Below are 24163 nucleotides of genomic sequence, written 5' to 3'. Positions count from 1 at the left end.
CACTCCCCCGCCCGCGAAAATCACGAGCGGCACCGTTCTAAACCTCCATCGAACCGCTGGTCTCCTTCCACTGCCCCGGCACCGCCTCCTCGACCCGCTGGGCGCGCCGCTCCTCACGGGCGTACAGCACGCCGTACGTGAAGCCGTTCTCCCCCGCCGCGTGGGCCACGGCCGACAGCTCGCGCAGGGTCGTCCGGGCCATCACGCTGTCCTGGTGGTCGCCGAGCAGGCTCTGGAGCGACTTCATGGACTTGACCAGGTCCTTCGCCGGACGGCCGAGGGCGGGCACGGACGTCTCCGCCGCGTACCGTGTGCGCTTGGCCTTCTTGCGGGCCTCGTGCAGGGCGAGGTCGCGGTCCGCGCCCGGCTGTTGCTCGACGGCCTCCTCGATCAGCGCGGACACCTTCGCGAAGTCCTTGCGCACGGCCTTGGACAGCACCTTCTTCGGCTTCTTGCCGGCAGCCTTTCGCACCGGCGGATCGGCGACGAGCGCGTCCAGGGTGTCGAGGAGCGTCAGATAGCGCGCGGAGTCCAGCACCCCGAGCAGCCGGCGCCTCGACCCCTTCTCCCCGGCCTTCGACCATGTCCTCAGCCGTTTGTGGACCGGGCCGGCCACCAGGGTGGGCGGCAGTTCGTCGAAGGCCGCCGTCAGGCGCTCGGCCAGCACCTCGTGGTCGCGGCCCACCCCCAGCTCGCCGGCCAGCCATTTCAGCTCGGCGGCGACCGGGTCGGTGACGTCCCGGTCGAGGACCTTGCCGAAGGAGCGGAAGGTGCTGCGCAGCCGCCGGGTGGCGACCCGCATGTCGTGCACCGCCTCCTCGGCGTCCTGGCGCACCTCGGGGTCCAGCGCGACGATCGCGTCGCGCTGGGCGCGGACGTACGCCATGACGTGGTCCAGGGCGGTGACGGGCTCGCCGGGGCCGTCGTCCACGGGGCGCGGATGTCCGCCCTTGGTCTCCGCGAGTGCCCGCGCCAGCTTCGACGGCGACCGCGAGGGCCGTACGCCAGCCTTGCGCAGCCGTTTCTCCACCTTGTCGAGGAGGGCAGGGGGACCGTCGTCGGCCAGCTCGACCTCGATCTCGCTCCACTGGGCGCTGCCCTGCCCGCCGAACAGCCGCTCCGCCCGTACGGTGTCCACGCTCGCCTCGGCGAGCAGTCTCCCCTCGGTGTCCACCAGGTCCCTCACGTCCCGTGCGGAGCGCAGCCGGACCACTGCCACCAGCTGGCCCTCGCGCACCCGGGAGCGCACCAGTGCGGCCAGCTCGTCCGGGACGGTGTCGGAGAGCGGGGCTCGGATCTCGTCCCGGACGCCGGGCCCGACCGGAAGCTTCAGGTGCCAGCCGGCGTCGGAGCCGCCCGTGCGGCGGCGCAGGGTGATGGAGGCCGAGGCCAGGCGCAGGTCGGAGGTGTCGTAGTAGGTGGCGTCCAGCTCGGTGGTGCCCTTGTCCAGGACGCTCGCCACGCCGGCGACGCCGGTCAGGTCGGGCAGGCCGCTGTCGTCGGATTCGTACTTGCGCTCGATCTCGCGTTTCGTCTCCGCCATGAAATGAATCTAGTCGCAGTCCGCCCGCGATGGCAGGGTCAACTTCCGTTGAATTCACGACCAACGGCTGGAAAACCCTCGTTCAGGCGGACATCGGCCGTTGCACCCGGATCGACTGCAACAGCCCCATCGCCACCCACACGGCGAACATCGACGAGCCGCCGTACGACACGAACGGCAGGGGCAGACCGGTCACCGGCATGATCCCGAGCGTCATCCCGATGTTCTCGAACGACTGGAACGCGAACCACGCCACGATTCCCGCGGCGACGATCGTGCCGTAGAGCTCGGTCGTCTCGCGGGCGATACGGCAGGCGCGCCACAGGATCACCCCGAGGAGCACGATGATCAGACCCGCGCCGACGAAGCCCAGCTCCTCGCCCGCCACGGTGAAGACGAAGTCCGTCTGCTGCTCGGGGACGAACTGGCCGGTGGTCTGCGAGCCGTGGAACAGGCCCGCACCGGTCAGCCCGCCGGATCCGATCGCGATGCGCGCCTGGTTGGTGTTGTAGCCGACGCCGGCCGGATCGAGGCTGGGGTTGGCGAACGCGGCGAAGCGGGCGATCTGGTACTCGTCGAGGATGTGCAGCTGCCAGACGGCGACCGCGCCGGCCGCGCCCGCCCCGAGCAGGCCGAAGACCCAGCGGTTGGACGCGCCGGAGGCGAGCAGCACCCCGAGCACGATCATCACCATCACCATGACCGACCCGAGGTCGGGCATGAGCATCACGATCAGCATCGGGACGGCGGCGAGACCGAGCGCCTGCACGACCGTGCGGTGGTCGGGGTACATCTTGTCGCCCGCGTCGACCCGGGCCGCGAGCAGCATCGACATGCCCAGGATGATCGTGATCTTCACGAACTCCGAGGGCTGGAGCGAGAAGCCGCCGCCGAACACGATCCAGGAGTGCGCGCCGTTGACCGTCGAGCCCAGCGGGGTCAGCACCAGCAGGATGCCGAGCAGCGAGAGGCCGTAGAGGACGGGTACCGCGTTGCGCAGGGTGCGGTGGCCGAGCCAGATGGTGCCGATCATCAGGGCGATCCCGATGCCGGTGTTCATCAGATGGCGGATCAGGAAGTAGTACTGGTCGCCCTGGTTGATCTCGGTGCGGTTGCGGGTCGCGGAGAAGACCAGCACCGAACCGATCAGGGAGAGGGCGACGGCCGACAACAGTATCGGCCAGTCCAGCCGGCGGGCCAGCGAGTCACGGGCGAGGACCCGGGTCCAGCCGGCCCGCTCGGGCCCGTATCCGGAGACGGAGAAGCTGTTGACACCGGTCATGCGAGCGACCTCCTGCCGACCGACCGCCGGCCCGCGGCCTTCCCGCATCCGTCCCGTCGCCGCCGTCGTCGTCTGCGGGTGTTCTGGTTCGTGGTGTTCTGCCCGGTGGTCGCGGCGGGCTGCGAGGCGTCCGGCTCGGGGGCCTTCTCCTGGCTGGCGCGCTGGTCCTTGGCCGGGTCCTTGGCGACCTTCGGGGACTTGATCGTGCCGTCCGTCTGGATGGCCGGCAGGGCCTTCTGCGGGGTGGGCAGCAGGGCGTTCTTCGTGTCGATCGTGCCGTCCGCGGAGACGCCGTAGAGGGCGTTGTAGATGTGGCGCACGGCCTCACCGGAGGCGCCCGAACCGGTACCGGCCTGGGCGATGGTCATGATGACCGTGTAGTCCTTGCTGTAGGTGGCCAGCCAGGACGTGGTCTGCTTGCCGTAGACCTCCGCGGTACCGGTCTTGGCGTGCAGCTCGATCTTGTCCTGCGGCCAGCCGCCGAACTTCCAGGCGGCCGTACCCCGGGTGACCACGCCCGCGAGGGCGTCGTCCATGCCGGCCAGGGTCGCCTTGCTGATGGGCAGTCTGCCCGTCTTCTTCGGCTTGAGCTCGGTGACGGTCCTGCCGTCGGGGCTGACGACGGCCTTGCCGATGGACGGCTGGTACATGGTGCCGCCGTTGGCGAGGGCGCCGTAGATCACCGCCTCCTGGATCGGCGTGACGAGGGTGTCGCCCTGGCCGATGGAGTAGTTGATCGAGTCGCCCTCACGCATCTTGTTGCCCTCGAGGCAGTTCTCGTAGGCGATCTTCTCGACGTAGGTGCCGTTCTTCTTGCCGTACTTGCACCAGGCGCCCTTGTTGGCCTTCCAGTAGGACTCCTTCCACTGGCGGTCCGGGACCCGGCCGGTGACCTCGTTCGGCAGGTCGACGCCGGTCTCCTTGCCGAGGCCGAACTGGTGGGCCGCCTTGTAGAAGTAGTCCTTCGGCTCACCCTTCCTGGGGTTGATGCCGCCGTCCTTCTTCCACTCGCGGTCCGCGAGGGCGTAGAAGACGGTGTCGCAGGAGACCTCAAGGGCCCGGCCGAGCGAGATCGGGCCGAAGTTCTCGCCCTCGAAGTTGTTGAAGACCTGGCCGCCCACCGAGTACGAGCTGGTGCAGGGGTAGCCGCCGTCCCACACGTAACCGGCCTCGACCGCGGCGGCCGTGGAGACCACCTTGAACGTCGAGCCGGGCGCGGCCTGACCCTGTATGGCCCGGTTGAGCAGCGGGTAGTCGGAGTTCTTCCCGGTGAGCTTCTTGTAGTCCTTGGCGGAGATGCCGCCCACCCAGACGTTCGGGTCGTAGGTGGGCGCCGAGGCCATGGCGACGATCCGGCCGGTCTTGGCCTCCATCACGACGACGGCGCCGGAGTCGGCCTTGTAGTTGGTGCCGGTGATCTTGTCGAACTGCTGGCGGGCGACCTTCATCGCGTTGTTCAGTTCGTACTCGGCGACGCGCTGGACGCGGGAGTCGATGCTGGTGACCAGGTTGGAGCCGGGCTGTGCCGGGGTGGCCTCGGCCTGGCCGATGACCCGGCCGAGGTTGTCGACCTCGTAGCGGGTGACGCCGGCCTTGCCGCGCAGCTGTTTGTCGTACTGGCGCTCCAGGCCGGAGCGGCCGACCTGGTCGGACCGCAGGTAGGGCGAGTCGGTGTCCTGGGCCTTGGTGATCTCGTCGTCGGTGACCGGCGAGAGGTAGCCGAGGACCTGGGCGGTGTTGGACTTGCCGGGCGCGGGGTAGCGGCGCACGGCCTCCGGCTCGGCGGTGATGCCGGGGAAGTCCTCGGCGCGCTCACGGATCTGCAGGGCCTGCTTGGCGGTGGCCTCGTCGGTGATGGGGATCGGCTGGTAGGGCGAGCCGTTCCAGCAGGGCTGGGGGGTCTTCGCGTCGCACAGCCGGACCTTCTGCATCACCTCGGCGGGGTCCATGCCGAGGACGCCCGCGAGCTTGGTCAGGACCGCCTTGCCGTCGTCCTGCTGCTTGAGGAGGTCGGTGCGGGAGGCGGAGACCACCAGCCGTGTCTCGTTGTCCGCGAGGGGCACTCCGCGGGCGTCCAGGATGGAGCCGCGCACGGCGGGCTGGACGACCTGCTGGACGTGGTTGCCGGAGGCCTCCTTGGCGTAGGCCGCGCCCTCGCGGATCTGGAGGTACCACAGCCGGCCGCCGAGGGTGCCGAGGAGGGAGAGGACGAGGATCTGGATCACGACGAGCCGGATCTGGACGCGTGGCGTCCGGCCGGTCTCGGGAATGTTGGTCACTGCGGCTGCCTCCCCCTCTCAGTGAGCGAACACATGTGCGCGGCTGGCCGTGCGTACGAATGATGAACGATCGGCCTGTGAGGCCGCGTTCCGCCGAAAGTGACCCGTTCGGGTGAACTCCTGGGTGCTCACAGCCGCTTGACCCCCTTGATGCGCCCCGCCCGGGTCGCCCGCGACTTCGCGGCCCTCATCTTGAGGCCGCCGCGCTGGCCGCCGATCTTCAGGCCCGTCCCGGAGGACAGCCAGCCCGAGGAGATGTCCGAGCCCTTGGCCGCCGAGTTGGTCTCCGCGAGCGGATCGTTGTCGGCCCGCCGGGCCAGGAACATCACGCCCGGGACCACGAAGGGGGCGAGCAGCAGGTCGTACAGGGCGGCCGAGAACAGCAGCCCGGTCAGGCCGACATGACGGGCCGCCGTGTCGCCGACGAGGGCGCCGACGCCCGCGTACAGCAGGGTGGAGCCGACCGCGGCGGCGACCACCACGGCCATCGGACCGGTGGCCGACTTGATCTGCCCGGTCTCCGGCTTGACCAGCCCGGCGAGGTACCCGATCACGCACAGCACCAGGGCGTAGCGCCCGGCCGCATGGTCGGCGGGCGGCGCGAGGTCGGCGAGGAGGCCGGCGCCGAAGCCGATGAGGGCGCCGCCGACATGGCCGTACACCATGGCGAGGCCGAGGACGGTGAGGAGCAGCAGATCGGGGACCGCGCCCGGGAGGTGGAGGCGGGCGAGGACGCTCACCTGGACCACCAGGGCGACGACGACCAGCGGGACGGAGAGCAGGATCCGGTTGACGCGCATGGGGGTTGTCAGCTCCTACTGCTGCTCTTGCTGCTGGCCGTCGGCGTTCGGGGTCACGGTGACGGTGACGGTCGGGGTGGGCACCGGCTTGGGCTTGGCCGGGAGCACGGTGTCGCGCGGGTCCTTCTTCGGGGTCTCGACGACCACCCCGACGACGTCCAGCTTGGTGAAGCCGACGTACGGCGTGACGTAGAGGGTGCGGGTGAGGTCGCCGCCGGAGGGGTCGACCCGGGAGACCACACCGACCGGGACCCCGGGCACGAACGGCTTGTCGGCCTGCGAGCCGAAGGTGACCAGACGGTCGCCCTTCTTCACGTCCGCCTTGCCGTTGAGGAGTTCGACGCGCAGCGGGCTGTCGCCCTGTCCGGAGGCGAAGCCCAGTTCGTCGTTGCCCTCCATGCGGGTGCCGACGGTGAAGTCGGGGTCGTTGGCGAGGAGCACGGTCGCGGTGTTCGGGCCGACCGTGGTGACCCGGCCGACGAGCCCGTCGCCGTTGAGGACGGTCATGTCGCGCTTGATGCCGTCGTTCGCGCCGACGTCGATGGTGATCGTCCAGGAGAAGCCCTGGGCCGCTCCGATCGCGATGACCTCGGCGCCCTTGATGCCGTACTGGCCCTCGCCCGCGATCTTGAGCATCTTGTCGAGCTGGGCGAGCCGGCTGCGGTTGCGGTCGTCGCTGCCGAGCTTCGCCTTGAGGGCCGCGTTCTCCTTCTCCAGCAGCGCCATCCGGTCGTGGCGCTCACCGGAGTCGCGGACCGCCGAGACGGCGTTGCCGACCGGGTCCACCGCCGAGGACACCCCCTCCTCGATCGGACCGAAGACCGCGGCCGCGGCCTGCCGGGCACCGTCGACCGGGGAGTCCTCACCACCGCGGATGTCCACCGTGATCAGTGCGAACGCGATGGCGATCAGCAGCACCAGGAGCAGCCGGCTCTCTCGTGTGTCCCTCACGTGCGGCGGCCGTGCCCTTCCTCGATAGGGAAATCTCTACAGGAATTCGGGTAGCCCCTGGCCAGGATGACCAAGGGCGCTTTGTGGGAGCTTATGCCGGAATGTCAACGATCCGCCGTACGAGAGGGGATCATCCCGTACGGCGGAACCGAAGCGTTACGTCATCTGCGGGGGGCGGCGTCCAGAACCTGCTGGAGCGCCTCGAACTCCTCGACGCATTTGCCGGAACCGAGGGCCACGCTGTCCAGCGGGTCCTCGGCGATGTGGATCGGCATGCCCGTCTCGCGGCGCAGCCGCTCGTCCAGACCGCGCAGCAGCGCTCCGCCGCCGGTCAGAACGATTCCGCGGTCCATGATGTCGCCGGACAGCTCCGGCGGACACTTGTCCAGCGTGGTCTTGACGGCGTCGACGATCGCGTTGACGGGCTCCTCGATCGCCTTGCGCACCTCGGCGGCCGAGATGACGACGGTCTTGGGCAGCCCGGAAACGAGGTCCCGGCCACGGATTTCGGTGTGCTCGTCGGAGTCGAGGTCGTACGCCGAGCCGATGGTGATCTTGATCTGCTCGGCCGTGCGCTCACCCAGCAGGAGGCTGTACTCCTTCTTGATGTGCTGGATGATCGCGTTGTCCAGCTCGTCGCCCGCGACACGGATGGACTGGGCGGTGACGATGCCGCCGAGCGAGATGACCGCGACCTCCGTGGTGCCGCCGCCGATGTCCACCACCATGTTGCCCGTGGCCTCGTGGACCGGCAGGCCGGAACCGATGGCCGCGGCCATGGGCTCCTCGATGATGTGCACCTGACGGGCGCCGGCCTGGGTCGACGCCTCGATGACGGCGCGGCGCTCGACGCCCGTGATGCCCGACGGCACACAGACGACGACCCGCGGACGAGCCAGATACCGCCGCTTGTGGATCTTCAGGATGAAGTAGCGGAGCATCCGCTCGGTGATCTCGAAGTCGGCGATCACGCCGTCCTTCAGCGGCCGCACGGCCACGATGTTGCCCGGCGTGCGCCCGATCATCTTCTTCGCTTCGGCGCCGACCGCGAGGATGCCACCGGTGTTGGTGTTGATCGCGACGACGGACGGCTCGTTGAGTACGATCCCGCGACCCCTGACGTACACCAGCGTGTTGGCGGTCCCGAGGTCGACAGCCATGTCACGGCCGATGAACGACATTGAGTTCCCCATCAGGATTCGACTGGCCTTCCCTGAGCTTTTGAGGGCTTTTCAGGTCGGCGAGGTGGGTGCGGTGACGTGAAGGCTTCCATCGTAGACGCGCCTTCTCGGACACTGCGGAAGGGTCTTGGCCATTGTCAGCAGATGCTGTGCGGGTTCGCTTCCGGAGACGGGCGTTCGGGGAGTCTCGTTCCCTCGATCGCCCGTCCGGTCGTCTCGGAACGGTTACGCGCGACCCGGGAAGAAGATCTTGATCTCGCGCTCGGAGGACTCCTCGGAGTCGGAGGCGTGGATCAGGTTCTCGCGGACGATGACGCCGTAGTCGCCGCGGATCGAGCCGGGAGCGGCCGCGATGGGGTCGGTCGGGCCGGCCAGCGCGCGCACGCCCTCGATGACCCGGTCGCCCTCGACGATCAGCGCGACGACCGGACCGGACGCCATGAACTCCACCAGCGGCTCGTAGAAGGGCTTGCCCTTGTGCTCGCCGTAGTGCTGCTCCAGCGTGTCCTGGTCCAGGGTGCGCAGCTCCAGCGCGGTGATCCGCCAGCCCGCCTTGCGCTCGATACGGCTGATGATCTCGCCGGTCAGGCCGCGACGGACCGCGTCGGGCTTGAGGAGGACGAGGGTGCGCTGGCTCACGGGGGACTCCTTAGGGACTGCTGAGGTGCACTACTGCCGGGGTGCGGTGGGACGAGATTACAGGGATTGTCCGTGAACCTGTCACACAGCGTCAGCAGGACCGGCGGTCAGGTCCCGGCCTGTGCCGCGAAGCGCGCCCTCGCCTCGTCGACCTTGCGCCCATAGTGCACCGAGGCCCACCACAGGCCGGCGAACAGGACCCCGACGACGAACATCATCGGGACGAAGAAACCGGACGCGACCAGCGCGATCTGGAGCGCCCAGCCGAGGGCCACGCCGCCGGGCCGGGTGACCACGGCACACAGCAGCACGCTGAGGAACATCGCGATCCCGCACACCGTCCACACCGTGGTCATGGACAGGTCGGGGTCCTTCATGGCGACCAGACCGGCGAATCCGATGATGAAGAACTCGCCGATCAGGGTCGAGGAACAGAGCGTACGCATGGCGGGGTGTTCAGCCCTTCCCGAGGAGCAGCCGGGCCTCGCCGACCGTGATGACGGAACCGGTGACCAGCACGCCGCCGCCGGCGAACTCGCCCTCCTCCTCGGCGAGCGTGATCGCCGCCTCCAGGGCGTCCGGCAGCCGCGGCTCGACCTGGACGCGCTCGTCGCCGAACACCTCCACGGCGATCGCGGCCAGCTCGTCGGCGTCCATGGCGCGGTGGCTGGAGTTCTGTGTGACGACGACCTCCGCGAAGATCGGCTCGAAGGCCTCCAGCACCCCGCGGACGTTCTTGTCGCCGCTCGCCCCGACCACGCCGATCAGCCGGCTGAAGTCGAATGCCTCGCGGACGGCGTCGGCGGTCACCCGCGCGCCGGCCGGGTTGTGGGCGGCGTCCAGGACGACGGTCGGGGAGCGCCGTACGACCTCCAGCCGGCCCGGCGAGGACACGGCCGCGAAGGCCTTGCGGACGGCGTCGATGTCGAGCGGCTCGGGCCGCTGGGAGCCGACGCCGAAGAACGCCTCGACGGCGGCGAGCGCGACGGCCGCGTTGTGCGCCTGGTGCTCGCCGTGCAGCGGGAGGTACACCTCGGGGTACTCGCCGCCCAGCCCGCGCAGGGTGACCAGCTGTCCGCCGACGGCGACCTGGCGCGCCACGACACCGAACTCCAGGCCCTCCCGGGCCACCGTGGCGTCGACCTCGACGGCCCTCTTCAGCAGGACCTGGGCCGCGTCGACCGGCTGCTGGGCCAGGATGACCGTGGCGTCCTGCTTGATGATCCCGCCCTTCTCGCCCGCGATCTCGCCCGGGGTCTCCCCCAGCCGGTCGGTGTGGTCGAGGTCGATGGGCGTGACCACGGCGACGTCGCCGTCGATGACGTTGGTGGCGTCCCAGGAGCCGCCCATGCCGACCTCGACGACGGCGACGTCGACCGGCGCGTCCGCGAAGGCGGCGTACGCCATGCCGGTCAGCACCTCGAAGAAGGAGAGCCGGTACTCCTGCTGGGAGTCGACCATCTCGACGTACGCCTTGATGTCGTCGTACGTCTCGATGAAGCGTTCGGCGGAGATCGGGGCGCCGTCGAGGCTGATGCGCTCGGTGACGGACTGCACGTGAGGGGAGGTGTAGCGGCCGGTGCGCAGGTCGAAGGCACCGAGGAGGGCCTCGATCATGCGGGCGGTGGAGGTCTTGCCGTTGGTGCCCGTGATGTGGATCGAGGGGTACGTCCGCTGCGGCTCGCCCAGGACGTCCATCAGCGCGGCGATCCGGCTGACGGACGGCTCCAGCTTGGTCTCGCCCCAGCGGGTGGCCAGATCGGCCTCGACCGCGCGCAGCGCCTTGTCGACCTCGGGGTCCTCGGGGCGGGTCGGGACGTCGGCGCTCGGGGCTCCGCCCTGGGTGCGGAGGGTGCGGCTGCCGGCCTCGATGACCGCGAGATCCGGGTCGCGCTCGCCCGCCGCGTCAGCGGCTGATGTCTGCGTGGCCTCGATGATCTCGTCGAAGGAGTCGCTGTCGCTCACGGGGTTCAGTCTAAGCCGGTGTCCATGGAGGAGGGTGACTGGTCCCGTCCTGAGGGCGCGGGGAACATGATGGCTGGTCGCGCAGTTCCCCGCGCCCCTACAGGGCGCTCACGCCTCCGGCAGGCGCTCCAGCTGGGCGGTGATACGGGCGATGTCCTCGTCCGCCTTGGCCAGGCGGCCTCGGATCTTGTCGACCACCTGGTCCGGGGCCTTCGCCAGGAACGCCTCGTTGCCGAGCTTGGCGTGGGCCTGGGCCTTCTCCTTCTCGGCCGCCGCGAGGTCCTTCGCGAGGCGCTTGCGCTCGGCCGCCACGTCGATCGTGCCGGAGAGGTCCAGGGCGACCGTGGCGCCGGCCACCGGGAGGGTGGCGGTGGCCGAGAAGGCCTCGCCCTCCGGCTGCAGGCGCAGCAGCTGGCGGATGGCGGCCTCGTGGGGCGCCAGGGCCGTGCCCTCCAGGGTCAGCCGGGCCGGGACGCGCTGGCCGGGCTGGAGGCCCTGGTCGGCGCGGAAGCGGCGGACCTCGGTGATCACCGACTGGAGGCTCTCGATCTCCTGTTCGGCGGCCGGGTCCCGGAAGCCCGAGTCGGTCGGCCAGTCGGCGACGACGACCGACTCGCCGCCGGTCAGCGTGGTCCAGAGGGTCTCGGTGACGAACGGGACCACCGGGTGCAGCAGCTTCAGGGTGACGTCGAGGACCTCGCCGAGGACGCGCTGGGAGACCTTCGCGGGCTCGCCGCCGGCCTGGAACGTCGTCTTGGACAGCTCGACGTACCAGTCGAAGACCTCGTCCCACGCGAAGTGGAAGAGGGCGTCGGAGAGCTTGGCGAACTGGAAGTCCTCGTAGAACGCGTCGACCTCGGCGACGACCGAGTTGAGGCGGGAGAGGATCCAGCGGTCCGTCGCCGACATCGCGGAGGCGTCCGGGAGGGGCCCGTCCACCGTCGCGCCGTTCATGAGGGCGAAGCGGGTCGCGTTCCAGATCTTGTTGGCGAAGTTGCGGGAGCCCTGGACCCAGTCCTCGCCGATCGGGACGTCGACGCCCGGGTTGGCGCCGCGCGCGAGGGTGAAGCGGAGGGCGTCGGAGCCGTACTTGTCCATCCAGTCGAGCGGATTGACCGCGTTGCCGAAGGACTTGGACATCTTCTTGCCGAACTGGTCGCGGACCATGCCGTGCAGGGCGATGGTGTGGAACGGCGGGGTGCCGTCCATCGCGTACAGGCCGAACATCATCATCCGGGCGACCCAGAAGAAGAGGATGTCGTAGCCGGTGACCAGGACGGAGTTCGGGTAGAACTTCGCGAGCGACTCGGTCCGTTCGGGCCAGCCGAGGGTGGAGAAGGGCCACAGGCCGGAGGAGAACCAGGTGTCGAGGACGTCGGTGTCCTGGCGCCAGCCCTCGCCGCTCGGGGCCTCGTCGTCGGGGCCGACGCAGACGACCTCGCCGTTCGGGCCGTACCAGACGGGGATGCGGTGGCCCCACCACAACTGCCGCGAGATGCACCAGTCGTGGAGGTTGTCGACCCAGTCGAAGTACCGCTTCTCCATCTCCTGCGGGTGGATCTTGACGCGGCCGTCGCGGACCGCGTCACCGGCGGCCTTCGCGAGCGGGCCGACCTTGACCCACCACTGCATGGACAGGCGCGGCTCGATCGTCGTCTTGCAGCGGGAGCAGTGGCCGACGGAGTGGACGTACGGCCGCTTCTCGGCGACGATCCGGCCCTCGGCGCGCAGGGCGGCGACGATGGCGGAGCGGGCCTCCAGCCGGTCCAGGCCCTGGAAGGGGCCGTGGGCCGTGATGACGGCGTGCTCGTCCATGACGGTGAGGGACGGCAGGTTGTGGCGCTGGCCGATCTCGAAGTCGTTCGGGTCGTGCGCCGGGGTCACCTTGACGGCGCCGGTGCCGAACTCCGGGTCGACGTGGGTGTCGGCGACGACCGGGATGGAGCGGTCGGTCAGCGGCAGGCGGATCTCCTTGCCGACCAGGTGCCGGTAGCGCTCGTCGTCGGGGTGGACGGCGACGGCGGTGTCACCGAGCATCGTCTCGGCGCGGGTGGTGGCGACGACGATGGTGTCGTCCCCCTCGCCGTACTTCATGGAGACGAGCTCGCCGTCGTCGTCCTGGTACTCGACCTCGATGTCCGAGATGGCGGTGAGACAGCGCGGGCACCAGTTGATGATGCGCTCGGCGCGGTAGATCAGCTCGTCGTCGTAGAGCCGCTTGAAGATGGTCTGGACGGCCTGGGAGAGGCCCTCGTCCATGGTGAAGCGCTCACGGGACCAGGCGACCCCGTCGCCGAGGCGGCGCATCTGGCCGCTGATCTGGCCGCCGGACTCGCCCTTCCACTGCCAGACGCGCTCGACGAACGCCTCACGGCCGAGGTCGTGGCGGGACTTGCCCTCCTTGCCCAGCTCGCGCTCGACGACGTTCTGGGTGGCGATGCCGGCGTGGTCCATACCGGGCTGCCACAGCGTCTCGAAGCCCTGCATGCGCTTGCGGCGGGTGAGGGCGTCGATGAGGGTGTGCTCGAAGGCATGGCCCAGGTGCAGGCTGCCCGTGACGTTCGGCGGCGGGATGACGATGGTGTACGGCGGCTTGTCGCTCTTCTCGTCCGCCTCGAAGTAACCCCGCTCCACCCAGCGCTCGTACAGCGGCCCCTCTACGTCGGCCGGCGCGTACTGGGTCGGCAGTTCGGTGTGGGGCGCTGATGGCTGCTGATGAGCGTTCTCGGTCACGGGGCCAGTTTAGGGGTGTCACGGGGCCGTCCCGAAACGTGTTTGCCGTGTAACGGTCGGGCCCCCGCCGCCGAGCAGGCATCAGGTTTAAGCCAGGATGTGAAAATCACATAAGCATCTGGAGGGGAACCCAGAATGAGTCAGCACCAGCCGGGTCCGTACGGCGGGCAGCCCCAGCAGCCCGGACCCTACGGCGGGCAGCCCGGCCCCTACGGCCAGCCCCCGCAGGCTCCCCAGCCCGGCTACGGCTACCCCCAGCAGCCCCCCGCCCCGCAGCCCGGTTACGGCTACCCGGCGCAGCCCCCCGCCCCGCAGCCCGGTTACGGCTACCCGGCGCAGCCCCCGCAGGCCGGGCCCTACGGGCAGCAGCCGGCGTACGGCCAGCCGGCGACCGTCCCCGGCTACGGCCAGCAGCCCCCGTACGGCCAGGCCCCCTACGGCGTCCCGCAGCCCCCCGCGCCCAGCGGGGGCGGCGGCAAGAAGGTCGGCATCGTCCTCGGCGCGGTCGCGGTGGTCGTGGCGATCGGCGTGGGCGCGTTCTTCGTCCTCGGCACGAACGGCGGCTCGGGGGGCCTGACGGACGACGGCGCCCACAAACTGACCACTCCGGCCACCGTGCTCTCCGAGTACAAGCGGGTCTCCGACGACGGCGCGAACGCCGGTGAAGACTCGGCGTCCGATCTGGAGAAGAGCGGTGTCAAGGACGGCAAGACCGTGCTCGGCATGTACTCCACGGCCGACCTGAGCGGTTACGACCCCTCCGACCCGAGCACCGCGCCCGACCCGACCGCCATGGCCACCGCCAAGGGCATCACCTTCGTCGGCGCGTACGGCTCGATCGCCGACCCCGAGAAGGCGCTGGACACGTTCTTCGCCAACTTCAAGAAGTCCTCCGCGCAGAGCTCCTCCAGCAGCAGCGGTTCGAACGTCGAACTCCTCGGCGAGGCCGAGGAGGTCGACCTGGACGGCGCGGTCATGAAGTGCCAGGCGGCCGCCGGCACGATCCTCGCGACCAAGCAGAAGAAGACCGACTGGTTCTGCGCCTGGGCCGACTACAGCACCATCGCCATGGTCTCGCCGGGTGACGTCACCAAGGGCGTCACCAAGGACGTGGCGGCCGACATCACCGAGAAGCTGCGCGACGAGGTCCGCGTCAAGGCGTAAGGCAGAGACGGCACATGCGAGGGGGCCCCGGTCGGTCGACCGGGGCCCCCTCGCATGTGCCGTCTCTGCCTTACGCCGTCTTCTGCTCGCCCGGGCCCCGGCCGCCGCGCTGCTCGCGCGGGATCAGGGTCGGGTTGACGTTGGAGCGGACGACGTCGGCCGTGATGACCACGCGGGCCACGTCCTTGCGGGACGGGACCTCGTACATCACCGACATCAGCACCTCCTCCATGATGGCGCGCAGACCGCGGGCGCCGGTCTGGCGGAGGATGGCCTGGTCGGCGATGGCCTCCAGCGCCTCGCGCTCGAAGTCCAGCTCCACGCCGTCGAGTTCGAACAGCCGCTCGTACTGCTTGACCAGCGCGTTGCGGGGCTCGACCAGAATCTGGAGCAGGGCCTCGCGGTCGAGGTTGTGGACGCTGGTGATGACGGGGAGGCGGCCGATGAACTCCGGGATCATGCCGAACTTCACCAGGTCCTCGGGCATGACGTCCTCGAACTGGTCCTTGGCCTCCAGCTCGCGCTTGGAGCGGATCGTCGCGCCGAAGCCGATGCCCTTGGCGCCGGCCCGGGACTCGATGATCTTCTCCAGGCCCGCGAAGGCGCCGCCCACGATGAACAGCACGTTCGTCGTGTCGATCTGGATGAACTCCTGGTGCGGGTGCTTGCGTCCGCCCTGCGGCGGGACGGAGGCCGTGGTGCCCTCCAGGATCTTCAGCAGCGCCTGCTGTACGCCCTCGCCGCTCACGTCGCGCGTGATGGAGGGGTTTTCGCTCTTCCGGGCGACCTTGTCGATCTCATCGATGTAGATGATCCCGGTCTCGGCCTTCTTGACGTCGTAGTCGGCGGCCTGGATGAGCTTGAGGAGGATGTTCTCGACGTCCTCGCCGACGTACCCCGCCTCGGTCAGCGCCGTGGCGTCGGCGATGGCGAACGGCACGTTCAGCATGCGGGCGAGGGTCTGTGCGAGGAGGGTCTTGCCCGAGCCCGTGGGGCCGAGCAGAAGGATGTTGGACTTCGCCAACTCGATGGCGTCGTCGCGGCCCTGGGCTCCGCCGTTCTCACCGGCCTGGACCCGCTTGTAGTGGTTGTACACCGCGACCGAGAGGGCCTTCTTCGCGGCCTCCTGGCCGACGACGTACCCCTCCAGGAACTCGTAGATCTCGCGGGGCTTGGGGAGTTCCTCCCAGCGCACCTCGCTCGTCTCGGCGAGTTCCTCCTCGATGATCTCGTTGCAGAGATCGATGCACTCGTCGCAGATGTACACACCGGGCCCTGCGATGAGCTTCTTGACCTGCTTCTGGCTCTTGCCGCAGAACGAGCACTTGAGCAGATCGCCGCCGTCACCGATGCGTGCCACGGTGTGCTTCCCCTTCGCCTGGGAGACGCCTGGACACTTTCGAATCCAGCGGCTCCTGGTGCTGCCTTATTCCGACGGTACCTTGCCGGGACCCCCGTTCGGGCCCCCCTTGGCACGGTTCACTTCCGCGTGGACCGTGTCACACCGTGCCAAGGGGTACGGACGAGAGGGCCCTGTGCGTCAACGCAGAGAGCTGTTGTTCATCTTCCGGGTGGAGATGATCTGGTCGATCAGGCCGTACGACAGGGCGTCCTCGGCCGTGAGGATCTTGTCGCGCTCGATGTCCTCGCGGATCTTCTCGATCGGCGTGGTCGAGTGCTTGGCCAGCATCTCCTCCAGCTGCGCGCGCATCCGGAGGATCTCGTTGGCGGCGATCTCCAGGTCGGAGACCTGACCGCGGCCCGTCTCACTGTACGGCTGGTGGATCAGCACGCGCGCGTTCGGCAGGGCCATGCGCTTGCCCGGCGTACCGGCCGCCAGCAGGATCGCGGCGGCGGAGGCCGCCTGGCCCATGCAGACCGTCTGGATGTCGGGCTTGACGAACTGCATCGTGTCGTAGATGGCCGTCAGCGCGGTGAAGGAACCACCGGGGCTGTTGATGTAGACCGAGATGTCGCGGTCGGGGTCCATCGACTCCAGGCACAGCAGCTGCGCCATGACGTCGTTGGCGGAGGCGTCGTCGATCTGCACGCCGAGGAAGATCACGCGCTCCTCGAAGAGCTTCGCGTACGGGTCGTACTCGCGGATGCCCTGGGAGGTGCGCTCGACGAAGCGGGGGATGACGTAGCGGGACTCGGCGCGGGGGCCGGTGTACTCGGCCGCCGTGCGGGCGTAGAGGCCGCTGCCGGGGAAGTCGTTCACGGTGTCTCCTGGAGAGAGGGTGGGGCGGTGGGCTGGGAGGGGCGGGCGGGACTCTGACGGCAGGGTCCCTCTGGGTCTGGCGACGGCGGCGTCCTCACGGGCGGGGCGGGCGGGGTCCCGGCGGGCCGGACGCTCGACCGAGACCGGATGCCGACTGCGGCTGGTTCCCGGTCGGCTCCGCGAACCCCGTGGGCCCTGTCGGGCTTCACGAGGGCCTCGGGACTCCGTGGGGGCCCTGGCGGGTTCCACGGGCTCCCGCGGGTGCCTCGTGACCCCTGAGGGGCCCGTGCAGGCCTTCACGCGGCTCCTGGGGCCCTTCGGGCCTGCCGTGCCCTCGCGGGACCCGCCGCCTGCGGGGCCGATGGTCCTTCCGGGACCTGCGAGCCCTTGCGGGGCGCGCCGGCCCTTGCGGAACCGGTGCCCTTCCGGGTCGGCCCCCGCGGGGTGCGCGACCCTCCGGGCGCCGCGGGCCGCCGTCGGGCGGACCCGTCGGACCGCGAGCCGCGGGGCTGCCGGGGCCGGTGAGGTCCGGAGGGACCTGCGGGGTCCGGTGGGATCACGTGCCACCCGACAAGTCTCCGTCGACCTGGGGGGTGGGAGCGTGCGACCCGCGTCCCGGGGATCACCCGGGCCTCGGCCGGCCGTGGACCCGCGGGGACCGCTGCCGTCGGTCGTGTTCCTACGCCGCCCCGGTACCGCCGCCGCCCGGCATGCCGGCGGCCGTGGGGATGACGTCGTCGATGAGGCCGTACTCCTTGGCCTCGAACGCGTCGAACCAGCGGTCACGGTCCGAGTCACGGGTGATCTGCTCGACCGACTGGCCGGTGTGCTGCGAGGTGAGCTCGGCCATGCGCTTCTTGGTGTGCAGCAGCCGCTCGGCGTGGATCTTGATGTCCGAGGCCGAGCCGGCCAGGCCGGCGGAGGGCTGGTGGATCAGGATCTCGGCGTTCGGCAGCGCGAAGCGCTTGCCGGGGGTGCCCGCGCTGAGCAGGAACTGGCCCATCGAGGCGGCGAGGCCCATGGCGATGGTCACCACGTCGTTCTTGATGAACTGCATGGTGTCGTAGATCGCCATGCCGGCCGTGATCGAACCGCCGGGGCTGTTGATGTACAGGTAGATGTCCTTGTCCGGGTCCGCGGCAAGGAGCAGCAGCTGTGCGGTGATCTTGTTCGCGATGTCGTCGTCGACCGGCTGGCCGAGGAAGATGATCCGCTCGCCGAGCAGCCGGTTGTAGACCTGGTCGCCGAGGCCACCACCGATGGAAGGCTCGCCGGCGGCGTAGGGCATCAGATTCGTCACGTCTCCACCTGCTCGTCTTACGACGGCGCCGGGCCGTCTCACGTGTACTGCCGGGGGCAACGGGGACTCCCCTGCCCTCGTATTCATGGACCCTAACGCGCGGGTCCCGCCGGAGAATCCCGGAGAGGTGGGTGTTCGCCGGGGGCGTAGCGGCGCGTAGTCGCCCGAATAACGGAACGGGCCCCGGAACACAAGGTTCCGGGGCCCGTCACAGCGAAGCGGGGTGGGGATCAGGCGTCGGCCTTCTCGTCGCCCTCGGCCTCGGGCTCGGCCTCGGTCTCGGCGGCACCCTCGGCGGCCTCGACCGTCTCGGTGGCGGCCTCGACCTCGTCCTCGTCGTCCAGGTCGATGATCTCGCCGTTGGTGTCCTTGACCGTGGCGGACTCGACGACCGTGGCCAGGGCCTTGCCGCGAGCGACCTCGCCGACGAGCAGCGGAACCTGACCGCCCTCGACGACCGCCTGGGCGAACTGGTCGGGGGACATGCCGGAGGAGGCGGCGCGGCGCATGAGGTGCTCGGTGAGCTCCTCCTGGTTCACGTTGAGCTTCTCGCGCTTGACGAGCTCGTCCAGGACGAACTGGGTCTTGATGCCCTTGACCGCGGCCTCGCGGGTCTCGGTCTCGAACTCCTCGACGGTCTTGCCCTGGATCTCCAGGTACTTGTCGAGGGTCAGGCCCATCTGGCCGAGCTGGTGGTGCTCCAGGTTGTGCTTGCGGGTGTTGATCTCGTCCTCGAGGAGCTTCTCGGGGACGGGCACCTCGACGAGCTCCAGCAGCTTCTCCAGGACGCGCTCCTGGGCCTGCGTGGCCTGGTCGTACTGCTTCATGTTCTCGAGGCGCTTGCGGCTGTCCGCGCGCAGCTCCTCCAGGGTGTCGAACTCGGAGGCGAGCTGCGCGAACTCGTCGTCCAGCTCGGGCAGTTCGCGAGCGGCGACCTGGGTGACCTTGACGGTGACCTCGGCCTCCTTGCCGGCCGCGGAGCCGCCCTTGAGCTCGGAGGTGAAGGTGGCCTCGCCACCGGCCTGAAGGCCCTTCACGGCGTCGTCGATGCCGTCGAGCAGCTCGCCGGAGCCGATGGTGTAGGAGACGCCGTTGGCGACGCCGTCCTCCAGGACCTCGCCGTCGACCTTGGCCTCGAGGTCCACGGTCACGACGTCGCCGTCCTCGGCGGCGCGCTCGACCGGGGAGGTGGAGGCGAAGCGCTCACGGAGCTGCTCGACCGACTTGTCGATGTCCTCGTCGTCGACCTCGACGGCGTCGACCTCGACCTCGATCGAGGAGAAGTCCTCGGGAAGCTCCAGGGCGGGGCGCACGTCGACCTCGGCGGTGAAGTTCAGCGTCTCGCCGTCCTTCAGCTCCGTGATGTCGACCTCGGGCTGGCCGAGGACGTCGATCTCCGCCTCGTTGACCGCCTCGGTGTAGAACTTCGGAAGCGCGTCGTTGACCGCCTCCTCCAGGACCGCACCGCGGCCGAACCGCTGGTCGATGACCCGGGCCGGGATCTTGCCCTTGCGGAAGCCCTTCACCGTGACCTGCTGGTTGATCTTCTTGTACGCCGCGTCGAGGCTGTCCTTGAGCTCCTCGAAGGGCACCTCGACAGTGAGCCGAACCCGGGTCGGGTTCAGGGTCTCCACGGCGCTCTTCACGGTTCGGTCTCCTTGTGGCTGACTTCTTGGGGTTCGCCGGAGCCCGACAGGCCCGGCGATTCGCCGCCCGGGAGGTTTCACCGGCCGGGTGGGCCGGGACACACGAGCGCGCAGCTTGCATAGTAACCGCAGCGGGTGAACCGCCCAAAAGTCGATCACTGGCCAGGCACGGGGTGTGATCACACAGGTGGACGGCGCGGGTGATCACACAGGTGGACGGCGCGGGTGATCGCGCAGGTGGTCGGGGTGGCGGGATTTGAACCCACGGCCTTCCGCTCCCAAAGCGGACGCGCTACCAAGCTGCGCCACACCCCGTCTGGTGCGACACGTAGGGTACATGCCCGCAGGCCGCCTGACCGCCGCATTTGCGGAGCACGGGGAGCGGGCGGGGGCGCGCACCGGGAAGGGATGTGCGGGCGGCGGCGTCGACCCGCTACGATGCGTGCAGTGCCGTGGTCCGCTGACCTGCGGCGCGCGCTGTGCGGGCGTAGCTCAATGGTAGAGCCCTAGTCTTCCAAACTAGCTACGCGGGTTCGATTCCCGTCGCCCGCTCTTCACGCCGAAGGCCCAGGCGAGAGGTCGGAATCCTCTCCCTGGGCCTTCGGTCGTTCCCGGGGTCCGGGCGGGGGCGCCGTCAGCTGTCGGCCTTCTCGGACGTGTCGTCCGGTGCCTCGCTCCGGGTGCCGGGGAAGATCAGTCGTGCGCTGAGGCCGATCACCCCGAGGGCCCCCAGCATGAGGGCGCTGCGGAGCAGTCTCATGTCGCCCTCCCAGTCCCGGGGGCTGCCGAGGGCCCGCCAGAGCACGACGGTGATGCCGAGCAGCAGGAGCACTGTGCCGACGATGCGGCTTAATCGAGGATCCATGTGCCCATCATTCATGATCACCGTGACGGGTGGCATGCCCCTGCCGGATCGGTGACCGACCGGGCCGGTGGTGACCGACCGGGCCGGTGGCTTGATTCGTTCCCCGCGTCTTCAGTGCGCCCCGGCGTCGCCGCTACCGTGGGGCGCGGGAGTGGGTCGCGCGCGGACGGGGGTTGCGGTGGTCGAGCTGGGGGTCGTGTTCGGGGTCATGATCGCGCTGGCGGTCTTCCTGATCGTCAAGCTGCTGCGCCGGGGGAACCGCGCCACCGAGAACGCGGACGGGCTCCTCATCGAGCAGGACCGCCGGCTGCGGGCGCACCACGACCGCGTCTCCTACAACGCGATGTCGATGCACGGCACCTCGCCGACCCAGAGTGACGGTTACCGCCGTCCGTAGCCGCCGCGGCCTCAGAAGCTGATCGAGTTGATGGTGTCGGCCAGCGAGTTGAGGAACCGGTTGATCGACGGCGCCATGCCGCTGGAGGCGAGGAAGAAGCCGAAGAGGATGGCGACTATGGCGGGGCCCGCCTTGATGCTGCCTCCTCGGATCAGCACCACCAGGATGATGGCCAACAGCAGCACCACTGACAGTGAAATCGCCACGACTGATCACACACCCTCGATTGGTCCGCACTCCCGAGACCATCGTGCCACCAACACGGGCTTCCCATGCGGCCCGTGACGCATCATCGCGGTGACCGTTCGGGAACGGTTGTGCCGCGCGGTAATTCGAGGCGCGCCCCGCACGGGAATTGCGGGAGATCGTTTCCCTCTCCACCCACCATGGGCGCGGCTATTTCGCAATGAGGGCCGACAGCACGTCAACACCCGCACGCGGCAGGGCGTTATGCGCCTTTTAGTCGGTATGAATCATGACATCTCGGGCAGACGAGCGGTGTGATCGGCGGACCGCTTGCGTCCTTACGAGAATGACCTGCGATGTTTTACGCATACGCACGAGCGGCACTAGGGTGCCTCAAATGTTCCACGCCGTCTCGTCTCTCGTTCGGAGCCCGCGCTCGTCCCAGAACCGGAACGACCAGCACCGCCCGGCCCCGGACAGATCCGCCGGGCGACCGTCGCAGCGGCCGTCGGGCCGGCGTGACGCGTTCTTCGACAACGCCAAGTACCTGGCGATCGTGCTGGTGGCCGTGGCCCACGCCTGGGAGCCCCTCAAGGGCGACAGCCGACTGCTCCAGGCGGCGTACCTGGTCGTGTACGCCTTCCACATGCCGGCGTTCATCATCGTCTCCGGGTACTTCTCCCGGAGTTTCGACGCGAGCCCGAGCCGGGTGAAGCGGCTGGTCACCGGGCTCGTCGTACCGTACGTCGTGTTCGAGACCGGCTACTCGCTCTTCAAGCGCTACGGCGATCACAGCCCCGGCCAGGAGATCAGTCTCCTCGAGCCCTACTACCTGACCTGGTTCCTGATCGCGCTGTTCATCTGGCGGCTGACCACTCCGCTGTGGAAGACCCTGCGCCATCCGCTGCCGGTCGCGCTCGGCATCGCCGTGCTGGCGTCCGTCAGCCCCGGCATCGGGGACGACCTCGATCTGCAGCGGGTGCTGCAGTTCCTGCCGTTCTTCGTGCTGGGGCTGTGTCTGCGGGCCGAGCACGTCCGGCTGGTGCGGCGCCGTTCGGTGCGTGTCGCGGCCGTGCCGGTGTTCGTCCTCGCGCTGGGCTTCGCCTGGTGGGCGGTGCCGCGGATGAACGCGGCGTGGTTCTACCACCGTGACTCCGCCCAGGAGCTGGGCGCTCCGTGGTGGGTCGGGCCCGTCATGCAACTCGCGCTGTTCGGATGCTCGTTGGTGCTGACCGCCGGTTTCCTCTCCTGGGTGCCGGGGCGGACGCTGTGGTTCACCTCGCTCGGGGCGGGGACGCTGTACGGCTATCTGCTGCACGGGTTCCTGCTCAAGGCAGCGGAGTACCGGGGGTGGTTCGACCACCCCTGGCTGCACCGGCATGTCGGGGAGATCGCCGTCAGTGTCCTGATCGCCGTGGCCGTCACGCTGTTGTGCACCTCGCCCGTGCGGCGGGTGTTCCGGGTGGTGATCGAGCCCCGGATGGAGTGGGCGTTCCGGGAGGATCCCCTGCGGGGCGCCCGGGAGAGAGGGAAGGCGTCCGCCTGAGGTACGGGTCTTCTCAGGGTCTTCTCAGGGTCTCCTCAGCCCTTCAGGTGCCTCATCAGTTCCTCGAAGTCCTTCCAGCCCGACAGGTCCGACGGGTTGCCCGGGAACGGGTAGTAGAGGGCCGGCCGGGTCTTCGGACCCAGCTCGCGGGGTTTCTGGCGCAGGGGCGTACGCCTGGCCCGGTCGCCGGGCATCGTACGGACCTCCTCGGCGCCGAGGACGAAGGCGTACGGGACTCCCGGGCCCTCGAAGCGGGGCGGGACAGCGAGGTCGCGGCGGGCCCTGCGGACCTGGACCAGCATCGACTGCAGGTCGTGGCGGGTGGCCAGGATCTCCGCCGCCCTCATGATCGAGGCGTCCGTGGGGACGGTCTCGCCGGGGCCGTAGCCGAAGGCCAGCGTGACGTCCTCCTCCACGCCCCCCTTCGTACGGGAGACCCGGACCGTCGCCAGCGCCGGGCGCTCCGGGGTGCCGACGACCACCAGCCAGGTCGGCGCCGGTGCGCGCTCGAACGCCACGTCCGTCACCTGGCGCAGCGACCAGGGCAGGTTGGCGGGTTCCTCGGTGCCCCAGCCGGCCGGCGGCTCACCGGTGATCTCGCGCCAGACCGCCTCCAGGGCGCCGCCGAGGACCAGCCGGTCGTCGGCCGGGTGGACACAGCGGAAGGAGATCGCGAGCTGGCGCTCGCCGGAGTCGGCGATCTCGTGGGTGAAGGACTCGGCGACCGGGGTGCGCGGGTCCTCGGGGGTCGCCTCCGGGGACCCGACCGTCACGAACGCGCCGTTCGCCCACGTGAGGACCGCGCCGGACAGGCCGTCGTAGTAGCCGCACCCCTCGTCCTGCACCACCCAGCGCGAGGGCCAGCCGGGCAGCGCTCCCCGGACCGCCGGGGAGAGCCGGGTGCCGGCCGGCGTCACGATCTGCAGGCCGAGCTCGGCTTCGGCGGCGGCGCGGAAGGTGTCCGCGAGCCAGGCCGTCATCGCCACCACCGGGCGGTCCTGGATGACCACGGCCACCTTGTCGGTGAGCACGTCGACGGCGGGCTGCGCGGCGGCCGGTACGGGGACGGCGGTCATCCCCTCGGTGTTCACCACGGCGAGGGAGGACGCGGCCTCCGGGGGCCAGGCGGTGCCGCCGACCAGGGTCGCGACCCGAGCCGCGAACGTGCCGGCCAGGGCCTCCGCCTCGCGCACCCCGGTGGTGGCGCGGGCCTCGGTCCACCAGTACGGGACCTCCGGTTCGTCGGCGCCGAGGAGCCGCCGGGCCTCTCCCCTGACCTGGACGAGCAGCGGGGCCTCCACCGAGAGCAGGGGGCGGCCCTGCTCGTCGTGCAGCCGGACCAGCGCCCCGTCCTCCTCCGCGCCGACCAGGGTGTCGGGGCCGCCCGAGAGCAGGCCGGCGATCACGCTGAGCGGGTCGGGCATCTTCTTCGTGAGCGCGACGACGTCCTTCGTCATGGGTCCCT

20 protein-coding genes and 2 tRNA genes are annotated in these 24163 nt (G+C 69.7%); 4 read left to right on the top strand and 18 right to left on the bottom strand.

Annotated elements, in window-relative coordinates:
• Positions 1-37: 37 nt before the first annotated feature.
• The 10 genes from AQJ58_RS02210 to AQJ58_RS02165 all read right to left on the bottom strand — a co-directional run bounded on the left by AQJ58_RS02210 (position 38) and on the right by AQJ58_RS02165 (position 13373).
• Positions 38-1543, bottom strand: coding sequence for a CYTH and CHAD domain-containing protein (locus AQJ58_RS02210; protein WP_067244244.1), 1506 nt, complete (start codon positions 1541-1543; stop codon positions 38-40).
• A gap of 82 nt (positions 1544-1625) precedes the next feature.
• Positions 1626-2825, bottom strand: a complete 1200-nt coding sequence (gene rodA / locus AQJ58_RS02205) for a rod shape-determining protein RodA (protein WP_067244243.1) — start codon at positions 2823-2825, stop codon at positions 1626-1628.
• Positions 2822-5104 carry a penicillin-binding protein 2 gene (mrdA, locus tag AQJ58_RS02200; RefSeq protein WP_067244241.1) on the bottom strand — a complete coding sequence of 761 codons (2283 nt, stop codon included), beginning with the start codon at positions 5102-5104 and terminating at the stop codon, positions 2822-2824. Before mrdA ends, rodA begins: the two co-directional genes overlap by 4 nt.
• A 128-nt stretch (positions 5105-5232) precedes the next feature.
• Positions 5233-5904 carry a rod shape-determining protein MreD gene (mreD, locus tag AQJ58_RS02195; protein WP_067244240.1) on the bottom strand — a complete coding sequence of 224 codons (672 nt, stop codon included), beginning with the start codon at positions 5902-5904 and terminating at the stop codon, positions 5233-5235.
• A gap of 15 nt (positions 5905-5919) precedes the next feature.
• A complete protein-coding gene (gene mreC / locus AQJ58_RS02190; RefSeq protein ID WP_067244238.1) occupies positions 5920-6855 on the bottom strand; it encodes a rod shape-determining protein MreC in 936 nt (311 codons plus the stop codon).
• Positions 6856-7016: 161 nt separating this feature from the next.
• Positions 7017-8036, bottom strand: coding sequence for a rod shape-determining protein (locus tag AQJ58_RS02185; protein WP_030779466.1), 1020 nt, complete (start codon positions 8034-8036; stop codon positions 7017-7019).
• 225 nt (positions 8037-8261) lie between these two features.
• Complete coding sequence (gene ndk, locus AQJ58_RS02180; protein WP_067244237.1) at positions 8262-8675, bottom strand: nucleoside-diphosphate kinase; 414 nt, start codon at positions 8673-8675, stop codon at positions 8262-8264.
• A 107-nt stretch (positions 8676-8782) separates the two neighbouring features.
• Positions 8783-9121, bottom strand: a complete 339-nt coding sequence (locus AQJ58_RS02175; RefSeq protein WP_067244235.1) for a DUF4233 domain-containing protein — start codon at positions 9119-9121, stop codon at positions 8783-8785.
• Between the two features lie 10 nt (positions 9122-9131).
• Positions 9132-10640 carry a bifunctional tetrahydrofolate synthase/dihydrofolate synthase gene (gene folC, locus AQJ58_RS02170; RefSeq protein ID WP_067244233.1) on the bottom strand — a complete coding sequence of 503 codons (1509 nt, stop codon included), beginning with the start codon at positions 10638-10640 and terminating at the stop codon, positions 9132-9134.
• A 108-nt stretch (positions 10641-10748) separates the two neighbouring features.
• Entirely contained in the window at positions 10749-13373 is a 2625-nt protein-coding gene (locus AQJ58_RS02165; protein ID WP_067244232.1) for a valine--tRNA ligase, read from the bottom strand.
• 135 nt (positions 13374-13508) lie between these two features.
• Between AQJ58_RS02165 and AQJ58_RS02160 the strand changes: the two genes are divergently transcribed.
• Positions 13509-14537, top strand: coding sequence for a hypothetical protein (locus AQJ58_RS02160; RefSeq protein WP_067244230.1), 1029 nt, complete (start codon positions 13509-13511; stop codon positions 14535-14537).
• Positions 14538-14607: 70 nt separating this feature from the next.
• Here the strand turns inward: AQJ58_RS02160 and clpX are convergent, their stop codons facing one another.
• From clpX to AQJ58_RS02135, 5 genes are all read right to left on the bottom strand, one after another.
• Entirely contained in the window at positions 14608-15897 is a 1290-nt protein-coding gene (gene clpX / locus AQJ58_RS02155) for an ATP-dependent Clp protease ATP-binding subunit ClpX (RefSeq protein WP_067244228.1), read from the bottom strand.
• A 180-nt stretch (positions 15898-16077) separates the two neighbouring features.
• Positions 16078-16758: an ATP-dependent Clp protease proteolytic subunit gene (locus AQJ58_RS02150; protein WP_067244226.1), complete on the bottom strand. Its 681-nt coding sequence runs from the start codon at positions 16756-16758 to the stop codon at positions 16078-16080.
• A 679-nt stretch (positions 16759-17437) separates the two neighbouring features.
• Complete coding sequence (locus AQJ58_RS02145) at positions 17438-18046, bottom strand: ATP-dependent Clp protease proteolytic subunit (protein WP_030967072.1); 609 nt, start codon at positions 18044-18046, stop codon at positions 17438-17440.
• A 242-nt stretch (positions 18047-18288) separates the two neighbouring features.
• Positions 18289-19704, bottom strand: a complete 1416-nt coding sequence (gene tig / locus AQJ58_RS02140) for a trigger factor (protein WP_067244225.1) — start codon at positions 19702-19704, stop codon at positions 18289-18291.
• Positions 19705-19942: 238 nt separating this feature from the next.
• Positions 19943-20019, bottom strand: a tRNA-Pro gene (locus tag AQJ58_RS02135).
• 166 nt (positions 20020-20185) lie between these two features.
• Here AQJ58_RS02135 and AQJ58_RS02130 point away from each other — a divergent pair.
• A tRNA-Gly gene (locus AQJ58_RS02130) sits at positions 20186-20256 on the top strand.
• Positions 20257-20338: 82 nt separating this feature from the next.
• Here AQJ58_RS02130 and AQJ58_RS02125 read toward each other — a convergent pair.
• Complete coding sequence (locus AQJ58_RS02125) at positions 20339-20569, bottom strand: hypothetical protein (RefSeq protein WP_234359933.1); 231 nt, start codon at positions 20567-20569, stop codon at positions 20339-20341.
• A gap of 178 nt (positions 20570-20747) precedes the next feature.
• On the opposite strand from AQJ58_RS02125, the gene AQJ58_RS02120 reads away from it, so the two are divergent.
• The gene (locus tag AQJ58_RS02120) at positions 20748-20966 is read left to right on the top strand and encodes a hypothetical protein (protein ID WP_067244223.1); all 219 of its coding nucleotides are present in this window, start codon (positions 20748-20750) and stop codon (positions 20964-20966) included.
• Positions 20967-20977: 11 nt separating this feature from the next.
• Here the strand turns inward: AQJ58_RS02120 and AQJ58_RS02115 are convergent, their stop codons facing one another.
• Positions 20978-21172 (bottom strand): hypothetical protein, encoded by a 195-nt coding sequence (locus AQJ58_RS02115; RefSeq protein ID WP_055635087.1) that lies wholly within the window; start codon positions 21170-21172, stop codon positions 20978-20980.
• 377 nt (positions 21173-21549) lie between these two features.
• Here AQJ58_RS02115 and AQJ58_RS02110 point away from each other — a divergent pair, with 377 nt between their 5' ends.
• Complete coding sequence (locus AQJ58_RS02110; RefSeq protein WP_067244222.1) at positions 21550-22698, top strand: acyltransferase family protein; 1149 nt, start codon at positions 21550-21552, stop codon at positions 22696-22698.
• A 35-nt stretch (positions 22699-22733) separates the two neighbouring features.
• On the opposite strand, the gene AQJ58_RS02105 is transcribed toward AQJ58_RS02110, so the two are convergent.
• Positions 22734-24155: a DUF6177 family protein gene (locus AQJ58_RS02105; protein WP_067244220.1), complete on the bottom strand. Its 1422-nt coding sequence runs from the start codon at positions 24153-24155 to the stop codon at positions 22734-22736.
• Between the last annotated feature and the right edge of the window lie 8 nt (positions 24156-24163).

Source organism: Streptomyces sp. DSM 15324 (genome assembly GCF_001514285.1).
GTDB lineage: Bacteria > Actinomycetota > Actinomycetes > Streptomycetales > Streptomycetaceae > Streptomyces.
The sequence above is the reverse complement of the archived record's forward strand: the minus strand, read 5'-3'. Positions and strand labels throughout refer to the sequence as shown.